The 16,117-nt window shown below is 58.9% G+C and carries 17 protein-coding genes, 2 pseudogenes and 1 other annotated feature; of the genes and pseudogenes, 9 read left to right on the forward strand and 10 right to left on the reverse strand.

The genetic code is table 11. From position 1 onward, the window contains the following. Positions 1-125 precede the first annotated feature (125 nt). From recR to REA38_RS20790, 5 genes are all read right to left on the reverse strand, one after another. Complete coding sequence (recR, locus tag REA38_RS20770; protein ID WP_004940263.1) at positions 126-731, reverse strand: recombination mediator RecR; 606 nt, start codon at positions 729-731, stop codon at positions 126-128. Then, the gene (locus REA38_RS20775) at positions 731-1,060 is read right to left on the reverse strand and encodes a YbaB/EbfC family nucleoid-associated protein (protein ID WP_004940264.1); all 330 of its coding nucleotides are present in this window, start codon (positions 1,058-1,060) and stop codon (positions 731-733) included. The genes recR and REA38_RS20775 overlap by 1 nt, the downstream gene beginning before the upstream one ends. 41 nt (positions 1,061-1,101) lie before the next feature. Continuing rightward, positions 1,102-3,060 carry a DNA polymerase III subunit gamma/tau gene (gene dnaX / locus REA38_RS20780; protein ID WP_047568984.1) on the reverse strand — a complete coding sequence of 653 codons (1,959 nt, stop codon included), beginning with the start codon at positions 3,058-3,060 and terminating at the stop codon, positions 1,102-1,104. Continuing rightward, positions 1,705-1,769 (reverse strand) — a sequence feature (DnaX frameshifting element). (Overlaps the previous gene by 65 nt.) A gap of 92 nt (positions 3,061-3,152) precedes the next feature. Next, the gene (gene apt, locus REA38_RS20785) at positions 3,153-3,704 is read right to left on the reverse strand and encodes an adenine phosphoribosyltransferase (protein WP_015376864.1); all 552 of its coding nucleotides are present in this window, start codon (positions 3,702-3,704) and stop codon (positions 3,153-3,155) included. 278 nt (positions 3,705-3,982) lie between these two features. After that, positions 3,983-4,363, reverse strand: coding sequence for a DUF454 family protein (locus REA38_RS20790; RefSeq protein ID WP_004940275.1), 381 nt, complete (start codon positions 4,361-4,363; stop codon positions 3,983-3,985). Positions 4,364-4,521: 158 nt separating this feature from the next. Here REA38_RS20790 and REA38_RS20795 point away from each other — a divergent pair, with 158 nt between their 5' ends. Then, complete coding sequence (locus REA38_RS20795; protein WP_308886558.1) at positions 4,522-5,034, forward strand: primosomal replication protein; 513 nt, start codon at positions 4,522-4,524, stop codon at positions 5,032-5,034. A 103-nt stretch (positions 5,035-5,137) separates the two neighbouring features. Then, positions 5,138-5,317, forward strand: a complete 180-nt coding sequence (rsmS, locus tag REA38_RS20800; protein WP_016928837.1) for a pleiotropic regulatory protein RsmS — start codon at positions 5,138-5,140, stop codon at positions 5,315-5,317. 275 nt (positions 5,318-5,592) lie between these two features. Here the strand turns inward: rsmS and REA38_RS20805 are convergent. Beyond that, a pseudogene (locus tag REA38_RS20805) lies at positions 5,593-5,946 on the reverse strand (DsrE/DsrF/TusD sulfur relay family protein). Between the two features lie 11 nt (positions 5,947-5,957). Beyond that, positions 5,958-6,632 (reverse strand): annotated as a pseudogene (acrR, locus tag REA38_RS20810) (multidrug efflux transporter transcriptional repressor AcrR). Positions 6,633-6,774: 142 nt separating this feature from the next. On the opposite strand from acrR, the gene sdeX reads away from it, so the two are divergent. From sdeX to ykgO, 4 genes are all read left to right on the forward strand, one after another. After that, entirely contained in the window at positions 6,775-7,962 is a 1,188-nt protein-coding gene (gene sdeX / locus REA38_RS20815) for a multidrug efflux RND transporter periplasmic adaptor subunit SdeX (protein ID WP_033637347.1), read from the forward strand. Between the two features lie 17 nt (positions 7,963-7,979). Beyond that, positions 7,980-11,126: a multidrug efflux RND transporter permease subunit SdeY gene (gene sdeY / locus REA38_RS20820; protein WP_033637346.1), complete on the forward strand. Its 3,147-nt coding sequence runs from the start codon at positions 7,980-7,982 to the stop codon at positions 11,124-11,126. 186 nt (positions 11,127-11,312) lie between these two features. After that, complete coding sequence (locus REA38_RS20825) at positions 11,313-11,567, forward strand: type B 50S ribosomal protein L31 (RefSeq protein ID WP_004940303.1); 255 nt, start codon at positions 11,313-11,315, stop codon at positions 11,565-11,567. 12 nt (positions 11,568-11,579) lie between these two features. Further along, positions 11,580-11,720 (forward strand): type B 50S ribosomal protein L36, encoded by a 141-nt coding sequence (gene ykgO / locus REA38_RS20830; RefSeq protein WP_004940304.1) that lies wholly within the window; start codon positions 11,580-11,582, stop codon positions 11,718-11,720. 106 nt (positions 11,721-11,826) lie between these two features. On the opposite strand, the gene REA38_RS20835 is transcribed toward ykgO, so the two are convergent. The 3 genes from REA38_RS20835 to REA38_RS20845 are packed head-to-tail and all read right to left on the reverse strand — an operon-like array spanning position 11,827 to position 14,298. Beyond that, positions 11,827-12,705, reverse strand: coding sequence for a metal ABC transporter substrate-binding protein (locus REA38_RS20835; RefSeq protein ID WP_041033680.1), 879 nt, complete (start codon positions 12,703-12,705; stop codon positions 11,827-11,829). 25 nt (positions 12,706-12,730) lie between these two features. Next, positions 12,731-13,588, reverse strand: a complete 858-nt coding sequence (locus REA38_RS20840; RefSeq protein ID WP_033637343.1) for a metal ABC transporter permease — start codon at positions 13,586-13,588, stop codon at positions 12,731-12,733. Next, positions 13,585-14,298: a metal ABC transporter ATP-binding protein gene (locus REA38_RS20845; protein ID WP_033647273.1), complete on the reverse strand. Its 714-nt coding sequence runs from the start codon at positions 14,296-14,298 to the stop codon at positions 13,585-13,587. The genes REA38_RS20840 and REA38_RS20845 overlap by 4 nt, the downstream gene beginning before the upstream one ends. 407 nt (positions 14,299-14,705) lie before the next feature. On the opposite strand from REA38_RS20845, the gene REA38_RS20850 reads away from it, so the two are divergent. From REA38_RS20850 to REA38_RS20860, 3 genes are all read left to right on the forward strand, one after another. Next, positions 14,706-15,059, forward strand: coding sequence for a hypothetical protein (locus tag REA38_RS20850; RefSeq protein WP_033653245.1), 354 nt, complete (start codon positions 14,706-14,708; stop codon positions 15,057-15,059). Between the two features lie 158 nt (positions 15,060-15,217). Beyond that, on the forward strand, positions 15,218-15,586 hold the full coding sequence (gene tomB / locus REA38_RS20855) for an Hha toxicity modulator TomB (RefSeq protein ID WP_004940312.1): 369 nt from the start codon (positions 15,218-15,220) through the stop codon (positions 15,584-15,586). Between the two features lie 49 nt (positions 15,587-15,635). Beyond that, positions 15,636-15,839: an HHA domain-containing protein gene (locus REA38_RS20860; protein WP_004940313.1), complete on the forward strand. Its 204-nt coding sequence runs from the start codon at positions 15,636-15,638 to the stop codon at positions 15,837-15,839. Positions 15,840-16,117: the final 278 nt, after the last annotated feature.

A 16,117-nucleotide genomic window follows, 5' to 3' on the forward strand; every position in this document is an offset into this window, starting at 1 on the left:
AAGACAATGGCTACCAACATCGAACAATGAGGATCAGATGAGGGTCAGGGTCTTGTTTTTCAAGCGGACGGCGGGAGATTTTTGGCAAAAAATGACGGGGCCGAACGGCCCCATCCGGAAAAACATCAGAACTTGATGGCGTGACGCCCGGCCAGCGAATGCGACAGCGTGGTGCCGTCGACCATTTCCAGCTCGCCACCCACCGGCACGCCGTGGGCGATACGGCTGGCGAGCACGCCATACTGGCCGCACATCTCGGCGATGTAGTTGGCAGTCGCTTCCCCTTCCACCGTCGGGTTGGTGGCGAGGATCACTTCGGTGATGCTTTCCTTTTCCAGCCGTTGCTCCAGGCGATCCAGTCCGATATCGCCCGGCCCGATGCCGTCCAGCGGCGACAGATGCCCCATCAGCACAAAGTAGCGCCCGGCGAACTGGCCGGTCTGCTCGATGGCGTGGATATCCGCCGGGCTTTCCACCACGCAAATCTGGCCGTTTTGCTGACGGCGCGGATTGGCGCAGATGGTGCAGACGTCCTGCTCGGTGAAGGTGCGGCAGTCGGCGCAGTGGCCGATTTCCGACATCGCGCGCGTCAACGCCTGCGCCAGGCGCATGCCGCCGCTGCGATCGCGCTGCAGCAGCTGAAACGCCATGCGCTGCGCCGATTTCGGGCCGACGCCCGGCAGGCAGCGCAGCGCCTCCATCAGGGATTCAAGGAGCGGGCTGGTTTGCATCAGAACGGCATCTTGAAGCCAGGCGGCAACTGCATGCCGCTGGAGACGGAGGCCATCTTCTCTTTCTGGGTCTCTTCGATGCGGCGCGCGGCGTCGTTGAACGCGGCGGCGATCAGATCTTCCAGCATCTCTTTGTCGTCTTCCATCAGGCTAGGATCGATCTCCACGCGGCGGCAGTTGTGCGCGCCGTTGATGGTGACCTTCACCAGGCCCGCGCCAGACTCGCCGGTCACTTCCAATTTGGCGACTTCTTCCTGCATCTGCTGCATTTTTTCTTGCATTTGCTGGGCTTGCTTCATCAGGTTGCCCAGACCGCCTTTACCAAACATAGTCGTCTCTCGTCGCTAGGGCCGCGCACCTCGCGCGGCGTTTAAAGGGGGCGAATACTCTCTTCATCCAGATCCGCGTCGAAGAACCGGCACAGCGTCTGAATATGGGTATCCGCAACGATGGACTGGCGCGCCTGCGCCAGCTTTTCTTCATAGATGGCTTGTCGCCATTCCAGCGGGGTGCGCTCCGCCGGATTATCGTCCTCTATCACGGTCAGCTCGATCGGGCTGCCGTACAGCTCGCCGAGCGCTTCGGCCAGCGTCTTCTGCGCCGAAGGCGAATTCAGATGACGCTGCGAAGACCGCAGATGGAGGCAAATCTTGCCCGCTTCCGGCTGCTGCTTGAAGGCGTTCAACGCCAGCTGCTGCACCAGTTTCGGGATCTTCAGCCTGTCGATTTCCGCCGCCCAGGCATCGCGCTCCAGCGACTCCACCACCAGCTTGGCGGCCAGCTCCGGCGTTTTCTCGTGCTCCAACGCCGTGCGCAACGCTTTCGGCGTCGCCAGCGGTTCCGGTGCCGCTTCCGGCTCGGTCTGCGCGCGCCAGCGATAGGCTTCCGGCTTGGCCGGTTTTTCCGGCACCTTCTTCTCCGCCAGACGCTGCTGGCTACGCTCGGTCACGGAAGCCAAACGCCCCAGCGCCGAGTTTGCCGGCCGCGCTATTCCTGGCGCCGCCGGCTCATTCTTTTTTGGTGTGGATGCTCCCTGCTGCCGCTGCAGCTGGGACCGCGCTTTCAACAGCTGGGCGGTGGCATCCGGTAATGGGGTCGATGATTGCCGCGACGGCGCGGCCGGCTGCCCTAGCGGCGGCGGCGCGTCCTGAAACTGCGGCGGCTGTTGCGATGCGGCGGCCTGCGGCTGCGCCATCGGCGCCGGCGCGGTCTGCACCAACGCCACCGGCTCCGGGATCACCGCTTTCGGGTGAAACGCCAGCGCGCGCAGCAGGGTCATCTCAACCCCCATGCGGCGATCCGGCGCATAGGCCAGCTCTTTGCGGCCGACCAACAGCGTCTGGTAGTAAAGTTGCACATCGGCCGGCGGCAGGGTGCGCGCCAGCTCGCGCAGCCGTTGTTCCACGGCGGCGTACTGATTGTCGAGCATCGAAGGCAGCAGCTGCACCATCGCAATGCGGTGCAGCAGCGCCAGCGTCTCCACCAGCAGGTTTTCCCAGTCCACGCCGCGCGAAGCGGCCTGTGCGACCTGAGCCATCACCTTTTCGCCGTCGGCGCTGACCAGCGCTTCGAGGATCGCCAGCGGCTGTTCATCATCGAGCGTGCCGAGCATCTGGCTGACGGTGGCGGCGGTCACCTGCCCCTGCCCCATGGCGATCGCCTGATCGGTCAGGCTCAGCGCATCGCGCATGCTGCCGTCGGCGGCGCGCGCCAGCAGCTGCAGCGCGCGGGCGTCGCTGGTGATCTGCTCCGCCGTCAGCACCGTTTCCAGCTGCTGGCGGATCTGATCGACGTCCAGCGCCTTGAGGTGGAATTGCAGACAGCGCGAGAGAATGGTCACCGGCAGCTTTTGCGGATCGGTGGTGGCCAACAGGAATTTGACGTGCGGCGGCGGCTCTTCCAGCGTCTTGAGCAACGCGTTGAAGCTGTGGCGCGAGAGCATGTGCACTTCATCGATCAGGTAGACCTTGAAGCGGCCGCGCGCCGGCGCGTACTGAACGTTGTCCAGCAGATCGCGGGTATCTTCCACCTTGGTTCGGGAAGCGGCGTCGATCTCGATCAGATCGACGAAGCGCCCCTGCTCGATCTCGCGGCAGTTGTCGCATTGGCCGCACGGCGTGGCGGTGATGCCGGTTTCACAGTTCAGGCCTTTGGCCAGCAGGCGCGCGATGGTGGTTTTCCCCACGCCGCGCGTGCCCGAGAACAGATAGGCGTGATGGATCCGCCCCAGCGAGAGGCCGTTGGCCAGCGCGGTCAGGACATGTTCCTGGCCGACCACGTCTGCGAACGTTTGAGGGCGCCACTTACGGGCGAGAACCTGATAGCTCATTAATACCGGAGAAGTCGAGGAATCTGGAGGGTCATGCTAACACAGCCCCGCGGCGATCCGCGAGGCCGTTATGCCCAAGGGGCGATGCCGCATCAATGGCCGGCGAAGTCCACCAGGCAGTAGCAGTCGATGCCCAGCTTGTTCAGACGCGCTTCCCCGCCCAGATCCGGCAGGTTGATGATGAATGCGGCGTCGTTCACTTCACCGCCCAGGCGGCGGATCAGTTTGGTGGTCGCTTCGATGGTGCCGCCGGTCGCCAGCAGATCGTCCACCACCAGCACTTTGTCACCCGCGGTGATGGCGTCGGTGTGGATCTCCAGCTTGTCGGTGCCATACTCCAGCTCATAGCTTTCGCTGAGCGTGGCGCGCGGCAGTTTGCCCGGTTTGCGTACCGGCACGAAACCGACGCCCAACGCCAGCGCGACGGGCGCGCCGAACAGGAAACCACGCGCTTCGGTACCCACCACCTTGGTCACGCCCGCTTCGCGATAGCGCTCAACCAGCAGCTCGATACTGGCGGCGTAGGCCAACGGGTTTTCCAGCAGGCTGGTCACGTCGCGGAACAGGATGCCCGGCTTCGGATAATCCGGGATGGTTTTGATACTGTCTTTAATAAACTGAAGCTGCTGCGCAGTAGCGGTCATAATTGTTGCCTGATAAAACTGCCTGAAAACCGGCGCGCCGCTCACCCGCCGCCGCCGGGTGAAACACACCGGAGATGAAATGGCAGGCGATCCGCGCACGAAAACGCCCAAATCTATGCAAACTGGCGGACAAATGCAACTCTCCCCTGCATCTTTCAACCCGCAGCGTTGTTGACTGCACGCATTCCCCCCGGTCACTTACCTAAGTAAGCTCCCGGGGATGCCTGCGTTTGTCGCCTGGCTGCGGCTTGAAAGCTATTGGGGAGTTTAAGGGACAATCAGCGCTGTTTTTGTTGCGGCAGGTCAATAACCGGCAGGCGCAGCATAAAGGTCAGCAAAATGGCCAGCATCAGCAGCAACAGCCCGCGCACCCACCAGATTTTCACCAGCCACAGCGAACAGGCGAAGGTGAGCACGATCACCAGCACCGCCTTCCACTTCGCTCCCGGCGGCAGCGCGCGATGCTGTTGCCAGTGGCGCAGGTAGGGGCCGAACCAGGAGCGGTGCAGCAGCCAGTGATGAAAGCGCGGCGAAGAGCGGGCGAAACACCAGGCGGCCAACAGCAGAAACGGCGTGGTCGGCAACAGCGGCAGCACCACGCCCAACGTCGCCAGCACCACCGCCAGCCAGCCCAAAATGATCAATAACCCACGCGTCATGCGGCTCTTCGCTCCTCAATCGGTTGCCGCCTACTGTAGCATCGGCGCCGCGCCGGCGGAATATGCGTGCGGCGCTTGTTTCACGGCAGGATCGCGGGCAAGCTTACGCCTGGTGAAATCAAGAGGGAGCTTATGTGAGCACTCAGCGTCTTTGACAGGTGTTGGCACAGCAGTTCGCGGCGCTGGCGGCCGAAGTGACCCCGCGCGGCGACGTTCCGATCCCGCAGGCGCGCTTCGACGCCGCCCTGTTCGCCAACCGCGGCACGCGGCTGCGCGACTACCTGGCCGAGGTGGAGAAGAATTTCGCCCAGCTGCAAAGCGCCGCCAACGACAGCCGCACCAGCCAGGTGGCCTTTCTGGCCGAAAAACTGGTGGCTCAGATCGCCGCCCTGCAGCGCGAGCTGGCCACCCAAGCGCTGCGGCGCAAGAACCAGCCGAAAGAAGCCCCTGAGGCCGATCTGTACCACAAGCTGGCCGAGCATCAGGACTACGAACGCCGGCTGATCGCCATGATTCAGGATCGGGAAAGCCTGCTTGGCCGCCAGACCACGCTGGCGGCGCAGCAAAAGCTGCAGCACGAGCTGGCGGCGCTGGAGGGGCGCCTGATGCGCTGCCGCCAGGCGCTGGCGCGCATCGAGCGCAATATCGAGCGCAAAGAAAACGGTTTTTGAAGATTTATCACAATATTTTAATGATTATTCCCGGTTGCGCGCCGGGTTCACTATACTCTGCCGGTACGCGAGTTATTCATTCCATTAATTAAGCGCAGGTGCTATGTCTCTGGAAAACGCCTCACCCGAACTGCAGCTGGCGGTAGACTTGATTTACCTGCTGGAATGCAACGAGATCGATCCGGCCACCGCGCTGGCTGCGCTGGATATCGTCAAACGGGATTATCAGGAAAAACTGCAGCGCGCCGGCGTCACCTCTCCCTATCTGCCTGCCGGACAGTAATCAGGGACAGCGCCGCTGTCCCTTTCTTCTTTCAACGCTCATCAACCCGCCGTCTGGCCGCCTTCGTCCGGCGAGCTGAGCGCGCAAATAATAAGGAAAAAAAAACGTGTCGCGGCAGCGATGCGCCGACAAACGTGAGCGGCGCCAGAGAAGGCAGAATCAATCAGCGCTGCATGATTTAGCTTCGGATCGGTTAAGAAGCCTGAAGATTGTCACGGCCGCCGGCGGGCAACGAACAACAAAAGCGTTGCAGCTGATGGCCCGTTGCAGCGGAATCAGAAAGTCAGCACTTTTTCCGCCGCCAGCGTCCACTGCGCCAGCTCGACCAACGTACCGATCGCCACGCCGTCCGCCAGCGGCAAGCGGCTGACGCCGCGCGCGTCGGCACAGGTCTTGCACAGCTTGACCGGCACCTGCTGCGCGGTGAGGATCTCCAGCATCTGCTGCAGGTGGTATCCCTCGTGCGGCTGCTGCCCGGCCAGCCCGGCCACCACCGCATCGGACATCAGAAACAGCCGCAGGTCGAGACTGCTCTACTGCTCTTTCATGGCGATGGCCAACCGCAGCGCATTAAACAAGGATTCATGGCCATAGGCGGCGCCATTGGCGATGAGAACGATGGATGACATGAAATCTCTCCTTATAAAGGAAGGCGGTCGGCGTCAGACGTCGCCGCGTCGGGTTTGAGGCGCAAGGTGGGGCAAAACTGCAGCATTTCCAAAAACGCGTCCACCAGCGCTTCGGCTTCGGCCCGCAGATCGAAACTTTCCGGCATAAACAGCCAGTTTTCCATCAGGCCGGTGATCTAACCGCGCAGGATGATCGCCGCGCGGCGGGTATGTAAATCGGCGGGTAATTGCCCGTGGTGAATGCAGTTATACAGCACCGCTTCAATGCGTTCGTAGCCGGCGAGGTAGAGCACCTTGCGCGAATCCAGCAGCGGCATCATTTCACCGACAAACTCGCATTTGTGGAATATAATTTCCATCAACGCCCGCCTACGGCCGTCTTCAACCGTAGACGTCAGAATGTAAATCAGAATTTCTCGGATAACCCGCAGTGGATTATCGGGAAACTTTGCCTGATACTCTGTTTCGAGCTGGTCAATTTTCGGCTCGGTAGATTCCCAAACTTCATTAAACAGGTCTACCTTATTCTTGAAGTGCCAGTAAATGGCTCCACGCGTAACCCCGGCAGCGGTGGCAATATCTGTCAGTGACGTTGCAGCAACGCCACGTTCAGAGAACTCTCTCACCGCAGCATCAAGGATTTGCTGTCGGGTTTCTTGCGCCTGCTGTTTGGTTTTTCGTGCCATGGCATTGTTATTTAGGGGGAGTGTGATTTACATACATTCGCGAATGTATGTACCATAGCACGCACATATAATTAACGCAGCAATGGGTTTTAAAGCTTGTGATCCATTGATCATTTTGAAATCGGACACTTGAGGTTTTTCTATGAACAAAAACAGAGGGTTAACGCCTCTGGCGGCCGTTCTGATGCTTTCAGGCAGCTTAGTGCTAACAGGATGTAACGATAAAGAAACCCAACAGCAAGGCGCCCAACAACAGGCGCCTGAAGTGGGCGTAGTCACCTTGAAGGCCGAGCCTCTCAACATCACTACCGATCTTCCTGGCCGCACCGCTGCGTATCGTATCGCCGAAGTTCGCCCTCAGGTCAGCGGCATCATCCTGAAGCGCAACTTCGTTGAAGGCAGCGATATCAAGGCCGGGACGTCTCTGTACCAAATCGATCCCGCCACCTATCAAGCCAGCTACGACAGCGCGAAAGGCGATTTGGCCAAAGCACAGGCCAGCGCTTCCATCGCACGCGTGACGGTAAACCGCTACAAGCCATTGCTGGGTACCAGCTACATCAGCAAGCAGGACTACGACAACGCCGTCTCCACCCTGCAGCAGGCGGATGCCGCCGTGGTGGCCGCCAAGGCCGCCGTGGAAACCGCGCGCATCAACCTGGCGTACACCAAGGTGACCTCCCCGATCTCCGGCCGCATCGGCAAGTCCGCCGTGACCGAAGGCGCGCTGGTCAGCAACGGCCAGGCGACCGCCCTGTCCACCGTGCAGCAGCTGGATCCGATGTATGTCGACGTCACCCAGTCGAGCACCGACTTCCTGCGCCTGAAGCAAGAGTTGGCCAGCGGCGCGCTGAAGCAGGAAAACGGCAAGGCTAAAGTGAAACTGCTGCTGGAAAACGGCACCGAATACGCACAGGAAGGCACGCTGGAATTCTCCGACGTCACCGTCGACGAGACCACCGGCTCCATCACCATTCGCGCCCTGTTCCCTAACCCGAACGATACGCTGCTGCCGGGCATGTTCGTGCGCGCCCGTCTGGACGAAGGCGTGCGCAGCGATGCGCTGCTGGTGCCTCAGCAAGGCGTAACCCGCAACCCGCGCGGCGAAGCGACGGCGTTGGTGGTAGGGGCAGACGACAAAGTTGAGCTGCGCACGCTGAAGGCGGACCAGGCGATTGGCGACAAATGGCTGGTTACCGATGGCCTGAAAGCCGGCGATCGCGTGATCGTCTCCGGCCTGATGAAAGTGCATCCGGGCGCGCAGGTAAAAGTGCAGGAAGTTGACACTCAGGCGCAAAAACAGCCGCAGTCTGAAGCGCAGAAGTCATAAAAAGGAGCCTGTAATACATGGCTAAGTTCTTTATAGACCGCCCAATTTTCGCCTGGGTAATCGCCATCATCGTCATGTTGGCGGGGGTGCTTGCAATAATGAAACTGCCTATTGCGCAGTATCCCACTATTGCACCGCCGGCGGTGAGTATTTCCGCCAACTACCCGGGCGCAGATGCCAAAACGGTGCAGGATACCGTCACGCAGATTATCGAACAGAACATGAACGGTATCGATAACCTGATGTACATGTCCTCCACCAGTGATTCCTCTGGTAGCGTCACCATTACCCTGACGTTTGAATCCGGCACCGATCCTGACATCGCGCAGGTTCAGGTCCAGAACAAACTGTCGTTGGCCACCCCATTGCTGCCGCAAGAAGTTCAGCAACAGGGCCTGAAAGTAGAAAAATCCAGCAGCAGCTTCCTGATGGTGGCCGGCTTCGTTTCCGACGATCCGAACATGACTCAGGACGATATTGCGGACTACGTGGCGTCCAACATCAAGGATCCGATCAGCCGTTCGTCCGGCGTGGGTGAAGTGCAGCTGTTCGGTGCCCAGTACGCGATGCGTATCTGGCTGGATCCGAACAAGCTGAACAACTACCAGCTGACGACCACGGACGTGACCTCCGCCATCACCGAGCAGAACAACCAGATCGCCGCAGGCCAGCTGGGCGGCCTGCCGCCGGTGCCGGGGCAGCAGTTGAACGCCTCGATCATCGCGCAGACCCGTCTGACTTCGCCGGAAGAGTTCGGCAAGATCCTGCTGAAGGTGAATACCGACGGTTCCCAGGTACGCCTGCGCGACGTCGCTCACATCGAGCGCGGCGCGGAAAGCTATGCCGTTACCGCTCGCTATAACGGTAAGCCTGCCGCCGGTCTGGGTATCAAACTGGCAACCGGCGCCAACGCCTTGAACACCGCCAAAGGTGTGAAAGATGAGCTGGCCAAGATGACGCCATTCTTCCCGCAAGGGATGAAAGTGGTTTATCCGTACGACACCACCCCGTTCGTTAAGATCTCCATCAACGAAGTGGTGAAAACGCTGATCGAAGCCATCATCCTGGTATTCCTGGTGATGTATCTGTTCCTGCAGAACTTCCGCGCGACGCTGATCCCAACCATCGCGGTGCCGGTGGTGCTGCTGGGGACCTTTGCGATACTCGCGGCGTTCGGCTTCTCGATAAACACCCTGACGATGTTCGGCATGGTGTTGGCGATCGGCCTGCTGGTGGATGACGCCATCGTGGTGGTGGAAAACGTCGAGCGCGTCATGGCCGAAGAGGGGCTGCCGCCGAAAGAAGCCACCCGTAAATCGATGGGCCAGATTCAGGGCGCGCTGGTGGGTATCGCCATGGTGCTGTCGGCGGTATTCGTGCCGATGGCGTTCTTCGGCGGTTCAACCGGCGCCATCTATCGCCAGTTCTCGATCACCATCGTGTCCGCGATGGCGCTGTCGGTGCTGGTGGCCTTGATCCTGACGCCGGCACTGTGCGCCACCATGCTCAAACCGATCCCGAAAGGCGATCACGGGGTTAAAACAGGCTTCTTCGGCTGGTTTAACCGCATGTTCGAGAAAAGCACGCATCACTATACCGACAGCGTGGGCAACATCCTGCGCAGCACCGGTCGCTATCTGATCATCTACCTGCTGATCGTGGTTGGCATGGGCCTGCTGTTCCTGCGCCTGCCTTCCTCGTTCCTGCCGGACGAAGATCAGGGCATCCTGTTGACCATGGTGCAGCTGCCTGCCGGCGCCACCGAGTCCCGCACCAACAAAGTGCTGGAAGAAGTCTCCGACTACTTCCTGAACAAGGAAAAGGACAACGTGGTTTCGGTGTTTACCGTCGCGGGCTTCGGCTTCAACGGTAACGGCCAGAACAACGGCCTGGCATTCGTCAGCCTGAAAGACTGGGGCGAGCGTCCAGGGAGCGAGAACAAGGTCGAAGCGATCGCGGGTCGCGCCATGGGCGCATTCTCGCAGATTAAAGAAGGCCTGGTATTCCCGTTCAACCTGCCGGCGATCATCGAACTCGGTACCGCAACCGGCTTCGACTTCGAGCTGATTGACCAGGGCGGCCTGGGGCACGAGAAACTGACCGAAGCGCGTAACCAGCTGTTGGGCATGGTTGCTCAACATCCGGACGTGCTGGTGGGCGTGCGCCCGAACGGCCTGGAAGATACGCCGCAGTTCAAACTGATCGTCGATCAGGAGAAAGCCAAGGCGCTGGGCGTCAGCATCACCACCATCAACAGCACGCTGAGCACCGCGCTGGGCGGCTCGTACGTCAACGACTTCATCGACCGCGGTCGTGTGAAGAAGGTATACGTACAGGCCGACGCGCCGTTCCGTATGCTGCCGGAAGACATCAACAAGTGGTACGTGCGCGGCACGAGCGGCCAGATGGTGCCATTCTCCGCCTTCTCTTCGGCGAAATGGGAATACGGCTCACCGCGCCTGGAACGCTATAACGGCTTGCCGTCGATGGAAATTCTGGGCCAGGCCGCACCGGGCAAGAGTACCGGTGAAGCGATGAACCTGATGGAACAGCTGGCGTCCAAACTGCCAAGCGGCATCGGTTACGACTGGACCGGCATGTCCTATCAGGAACGTCTGTCGGGCAACCAGGCGCCGGCGCTGTACGCCATCTCAATTCTGGTGGTGTTCCTGTGTCTGGCGGCGCTGTATGAAAGCTGGTCCGTGCCGTTCTCGGTCATGCTGGTATTGCCGCTGGGGGTTATCGGTGCGTTGCTGGCCGCGACGATGCGCGGCATGAACAACGACGTGTACTTCCAGGTGGGGCTGCTGACCACCATCGGTCTATCGGCGAAGAACGCCATCCTGATCGTGGAATTCGCCAAGGATCTGATGGAGAAAGAAGGCAAAGGCCTGATCGAAGCGACGTTGGAAGCGGTGCGTATGCGTCTGCGTCCAATCCTGATGACGTCTCTGGCCTTCATCCTCGGGGTTCTGCCGCTGGTTATCAGCAGCGGTGCGGGCTCCGGCGCACAGAACGCGGTAGGTACCGGCGTAATGGGCGGGATGATCACCGCCACCGTCTTGGCGATCTTCTTCGTGCCGGTGTTCTTCGTGGTGGTTCGCCGCCGCTTCAGCAAGAAGAACGAAGACCTGGAACACAGCCATCCGGTAGAGCACCACTGATCGCTCAGTGATGTGACATTCACCCGATAATCGAAAAGGCCGCGCATGCGGCCTTTTTCTTTTGCTTCAGTTGCTTAATGCAAACCGTTCTCATTAATTCACTCGTGGGCGCAATTTACGCTTGATCGCGACGCCGGGTCGGCGCATAATTATTGTTATAGTATAACATTACACGAGAGAGCCATTATGAAACCCGGCATCCATCCCGATTACCGCACCGTGGTCTTCCACGACGTCAGCGCCAACGCCTACTTTAAAGTGGGATCGACCATCAAAACCGATCGCACCATCGAGCTGGACGGCGAAAGCTGGCCGTATGTCACCCTCGACGTCTCTTCCGCTTCGCATCCGTACTACACCGGCAAGCAGAAAGACTATTCCAAAGAAGGCAGCACGGCGCGCTTCCAGCAGCGCTTTGGCCGCTTTATCGGCAATAAGTAACAAGGAAATCCCATGCAGGTATTGAGTTCATTGCGTTCGGCGAAAAATCGCCACCCGGATTGCAAAGTCGTGCGTCGTCGTGGCCGCATCTATGTGATCTGTAAAAGCAATCCGCGATTCAAAGCGGTACAGGGACGTAAGAAAAAGCGTTAACTCCCCAGTGTCATCTGTCGCAAAGCCCCGTTGCTGCTCAACGGGGCTTTTTTTATGGCGAGAAAGTGCCTGCAAGCTGTCCCCCGCCGGCAGGCGGGGGCAGAGGTTACTTCATGCTGCTCAGCAGCGCGTCGACATTGTGTTTGAACGCCTGTTCATAGGTGGCCGCCGGGCCGCCCGTACGGGAGAGCGCTTCAGGGTACAGCTCGCCGCCCGCCTTGGCGCCGGTGGCGGCGGCAATCTGTTTCACCAACCGCGGATCGGTCTGATTCTCGATAAAGTAAGCGTTGACCTTTTCCTGTTTGATCTGCTTGATCAGGCCGGCCACGTCGCTGGCGCTGGCTTCGGCCTCGGTGGAAAATCCGACCGGGGCAAGGAAAGTGACGCCATACTCTTGCCCAAAGTAACCAAAAGCATCATGGCTGGTCAGCACTTTACGTTTCTGTGGCGGCACTGCGGCGAACTGGGTTTTGGCCCACAGGTCCAGCTTTTGCAGTTGCTGAATGTATTCGGCCCCGCGCTGGCGAAAATAGTTGGCATCCTCGGGATCGGCGGCAATCAGGGCGTTCATCACGTTGGTGGCGTACTGCACGCCGTTTTTCATGCTGTTCCAGGCGTGAGGATCGGTAATCGCTTTGCCGTCCTCCTCCATCTGGCGGGTGCTGATGCCCTGTGAAGCGGTGATCACCTGCCCTTTATAACCCGAAGCGCTGACCAGGCGATCGATCCACCCTTCCAGCCCCAGTCCGCTGACGAATACCACATCAGCCTGAGCCAACTTTTTGCCGTCCTGCGGCGAAGGCTCGAAACTGTGCGGATCGCCATCCGGCCCCACCAGCGTGCTGACCTTGACGTGATCGCCCCCCACCTGTTTGACGATATCGCCCAGAATGGAAAAGCTGGCGACGGCGTCGACGGTCTTCGCCATCGCCAATGGGCTGGCCAGCAGCGCAGCGACCGCCAGCGATATAGGTAAACGTTTCATACTTTCTCCTTGCAAATGGCACTTCTCAACGGCGCGCGAAGGCGTAAATGCCTCCGCGCGTTCCAAACAGGATCGAGACGAAAAAGATGACGCTGGCGCTGAGCACGATCGCCGGGCCGGCGGGCAGCGAAGCGTAATAGGACCACACCAACCCAATCAGGCTGGAAAGCGCGCCGATGCCCATCGCCGTCGCCAGCGTCTGCGGCAGATTGCGCGCCCAGAAGCGCGCGCTGGCGGCGGGCAGCATCATCAGCCCCACCGACATCAGGGTGCCGAGGATCTGGAATCCCGCCACCAGATTGACCACCACCAGCGCCAGAAACAGGCCGTGGATCAGCGCCAACCGGCGCGGCGCATTGACGCGCAGGAACGTGACGTCGAAGGACTCGATCACCAATGCACGGTACAGCGCCGCCAGCGCCAGCAGCGAAACCGAGGCGATCGCTCCGACCATCAGCATCGCCTGCGCATCCACCGCCAGGATCGAACCGAACAGCACGTGCAGCAGATCCACGCTGGAGCCGCGCAGCGAGACCAGCGTGACCCCCAGCGCCAGTGAGCCCAGATAGAACCCGGCGAAGCTGGCGTCCTCTTTCAGCGGCGTGCGGCGGCTCACCAGGCCGGACAGCATCGCCACCGCCAGCCCGGCGATAAAACCGCCCACCCCCATCGCCACCAGCGACATGCCGGAGATCAGATAGCCGATCGCCGCACCCGGCAACACCGCGTGGGACAAGGCATCCCCCACCAGGCTCATGCGGCGCAGCAGCAAAAACACGCCCAGCGGGGCGGCGCTGAGCGACAACGCCAGGCACGCCATGAGCGCGCGGCGCATAAAACCGAAAGAGAGGAAAGGATCGATAAGCCCATGCCACAGCATCATGGCGCCACCGCCCGCAGATCCGGCTGCCGTTCGGCGGCGTGATACCTCGGCACTTGTTCCAATACCCGCTCGGCCGCGCCCCAGTGGCAAGCCTGCGGCGTCAGCAACAGCACCTGTGGAAAATGCTCGGCGACCATCGACATATCGTGCAGCACGGCGATCACCGTTTTCCCCTGCCGATGCAGTTGCGCGATCGCCTGCAGCAGGATCTGCGTGGTGGCGCTGTCGATGCCGGTAAAAGGTTCATCCAGCAAAATCAGCGGCGCCGGTTGAACCAGCAGGCGCGCAAACAGCACCCGCTGCAGCTGGCCGCCGGACAGTTCGCCCACCGGGCTGCGCGCCAGCGCGCTCATGCCAACGTTCGCCAGCGCCTCATTGACCTGGCTTGCCGCACGCCTGTTCATACCGCCGAACATGCCGCTTTGCGGCCAACAGCCCATCGCCACCAGATCGCTTACCGCGATCGGGAATTGCCGATCCAACTCGGCCTGCTGCGGTAGATAAGCCCTGCGCGGTGGCTTGCCGCCGCTAAAACTCAGACTGCCGCCCAGCGGCGGCAACAATCCGGCGAGCGTTTTCAGCAACGTCGATTTCCCGGCCCCGTTGACGCCCACCACCGCGGTTAACGAACCGGCGCTGAACTGCCCGCTCAGCGGCGGGAAAAGCGGCGTGACGCCATAGCCTATCGCCAGCTGGCGCAAGGAGATCATGGCAGCGATACCGCCCAGAAGATGCCGAGCCACAGCAGGGCCAGCAGCGCAACGGCCCCCGCACAGCGCGCGGCGGCGGAGGTGGTAAACAACGAATTCAGTGACGGCGCGGCGTCATGTTGTGAAGAGGGAGTCAATGTGGTGACCAAAATGATGGGTTAATAGTTATAATATAACATCACACCCATTGCCACATCTCAAGCTATGGCGCGACAATAATGCAACGGAACGTAACAGTCCTTCGCGCAGCGGCGCTTCCCCCCGCAGCCTCCTTATCAAATCCAGGGATATTCCCATTCGGTTGAAATGTTGGCATAAGGTAAAAAACAGCGGTAAATCGAAAAATTTACCGGCGTGAGTGAAAAAGGAGTAAGATAAGCAGATAACATTGCTGTTGGCCGAGATTAATGCTTGTTACCCTTGCCTGTAACCTGGACGTCAACGCACTTTCTGTTAAAAAATTAAAGAAAGTGATTAATGACAATATAGCGGAGTTAGTGCCGGCGCTGACCAGCGGACTGAGTTTTTATTCTGAAAGCGCACGCTATGCCGAAGATTCATTAGAAATACTTGATATAGTACGACAAGGTGACGGCGATTATTCAATGAGTTATCGCTATAAGTGGGGAATTTTTAATGCCTGTCTGGATATCAACAGCGAAGATATCATCAACGACAGCGTACGGTTCCGAGTGACGGAGCGGGGTTTAATCTTCGACATCATTGATAACTCACGGCCATCAACTGCGGATGAATTGTAAGTTTACGTAATAACTGCAGGCCAAACGCGAAAAAATGATTTATATTCATTTTACGGGAAGTTTATTTAACCACCGTTAAGCTGCCTCCGTCCATGATGTAAATCAGCTTACTCACATAGTGTTATCACACCGCAATTAAGACTTACGGAGGGGATGATATGGATGAGTATTCGCCTAAGCGACACGACATTGCTCAGCTCAAATTCTTGTGCGAAAATTTGTATGATGAAGGTATCGCTACCCTGGGAGACAGTCACCATGGGTGGGTCAACGATCCGACGTCCTCCGTCAACCTGCAGCTTAATGAGTTGATCGAACATATCGCTTCGTTTGTGATGAGTTATAAAATTAAATACATGGACGAATCAGACCTGTCGGAGTTAGTCGAAGAATATCTCGACGATACCTATACGCTGTTCAGCAGCTACGGTATCAATGATTCCGACCTGCGCCGCTGGCAAAAAACCAAGGCGAGATTATTCAGAATGTTCTCAGGAGAGGACATCTGTACGACAATGAAAACTTAGGGGATAATTATTCCCGAGCTATTTTACGGTTATTAAACTAAAGGCCACCATGACTAAAACCGACTATCTGATGCGTTTACGTAAATGCACCACGATTGATACTCTCGAACGTGTTATTGAGAAAAATAAGTACGAGCTTTCCGATGATGAACTGGAGCTGTTTTACTCAGCGGCCGATCACCGTCTGGCGGAGCTCACCATGAACAAACTGTATGACAAAATCCCCACCTCCGTTTGGAAATATGTCAGATAATCATCCCCCAACGCGTTGAGCCGATGCTTTTATCGGCTTCAATGTTCAAACTGAATACGTATTTTTCCTATTGACAATGAAATGTTAATTACGTTCATTTTTATCGTTAATAATAAATAGAAACAATTCTCTGTTCATGTCCGGGGTATTACGCCTTAACGCGATTAACGCGTGCTGTCTCTCGCACTCCCTGCTTATCGGCCACACGCGTCACGGTCATGCCGTCGCTCTTCCCTATTACCTTCGCGGCCACGCCGCCGCACTGCCTCGCCGGGCGG

The organism is Serratia sp. MF1(2023) (assembly GCF_030954545.1).
Classification (GTDB): domain Bacteria; phylum Pseudomonadota; class Gammaproteobacteria; order Enterobacterales; family Enterobacteriaceae; genus Serratia; species Serratia sarumanii.

Coding starts and splice junctions, on each gene's coding strand:
- REA38_RS20835 (WP_041033680.1), bottom strand. CDS start 12,705: ATGAAACGTTTACCTATATCGCTGGCGGTCGCTGCGCTGCTGGCCAGC.
- ykgO (WP_004940304.1), top strand. CDS start 11,580: ATGCAGGTATTGAGTTCATTGCGTTCGGCGAAAAATCGCCACCCGGAT.
- REA38_RS20775 (WP_004940264.1), bottom strand. CDS start 1,060: ATGTTTGGTAAAGGCGGTCTGGGCAACCTGATGAAGCAAGCCCAGCAA.
- dnaX (WP_047568984.1), bottom strand. CDS start 3,060: ATGAGCTATCAGGTTCTCGCCCGTAAGTGGCGCCCTCAAACGTTCGCA.
- rsmS (WP_016928837.1), top strand. CDS start 5,138: ATGTCTCTGGAAAACGCCTCACCCGAACTGCAGCTGGCGGTAGACTTG.
- sdeY (WP_033637346.1), top strand. CDS start 7,980: ATGGCTAAGTTCTTTATAGACCGCCCAATTTTCGCCTGGGTAATCGCC.
- tomB (WP_004940312.1), top strand. CDS start 15,218: ATGGATGAGTATTCGCCTAAGCGACACGACATTGCTCAGCTCAAATTC.
- apt (WP_015376864.1), bottom strand. CDS start 3,704: ATGACCGCTACTGCGCAGCAGCTTCAGTTTATTAAAGACAGTATCAAA.
- REA38_RS20790 (WP_004940275.1), bottom strand. CDS start 4,363: ATGACGCGTGGGTTATTGATCATTTTGGGCTGGCTGGCGGTGGTGCTG.
- recR (WP_004940263.1), bottom strand. CDS start 731: ATGCAAACCAGCCCGCTCCTTGAATCCCTGATGGAGGCGCTGCGCTGC.
- REA38_RS20850 (WP_033653245.1), top strand. CDS start 14,706: ATGCTTGTTACCCTTGCCTGTAACCTGGACGTCAACGCACTTTCTGTT.
- sdeX (WP_033637347.1), top strand. CDS start 6,775: ATGAACAAAAACAGAGGGTTAACGCCTCTGGCGGCCGTTCTGATGCTT.
- REA38_RS20845 (WP_033647273.1), bottom strand. CDS start 14,298: ATGATCTCCTTGCGCCAGCTGGCGATAGGCTATGGCGTCACGCCGCTT.
- REA38_RS20860 (WP_004940313.1), top strand. CDS start 15,636: ATGACTAAAACCGACTATCTGATGCGTTTACGTAAATGCACCACGATT.
- REA38_RS20825 (WP_004940303.1), top strand. CDS start 11,313: ATGAAACCCGGCATCCATCCCGATTACCGCACCGTGGTCTTCCACGAC.
- REA38_RS20840 (WP_033637343.1), bottom strand. CDS start 13,588: ATGATGCTGTGGCATGGGCTTATCGATCCTTTCCTCTCTTTCGGTTTT.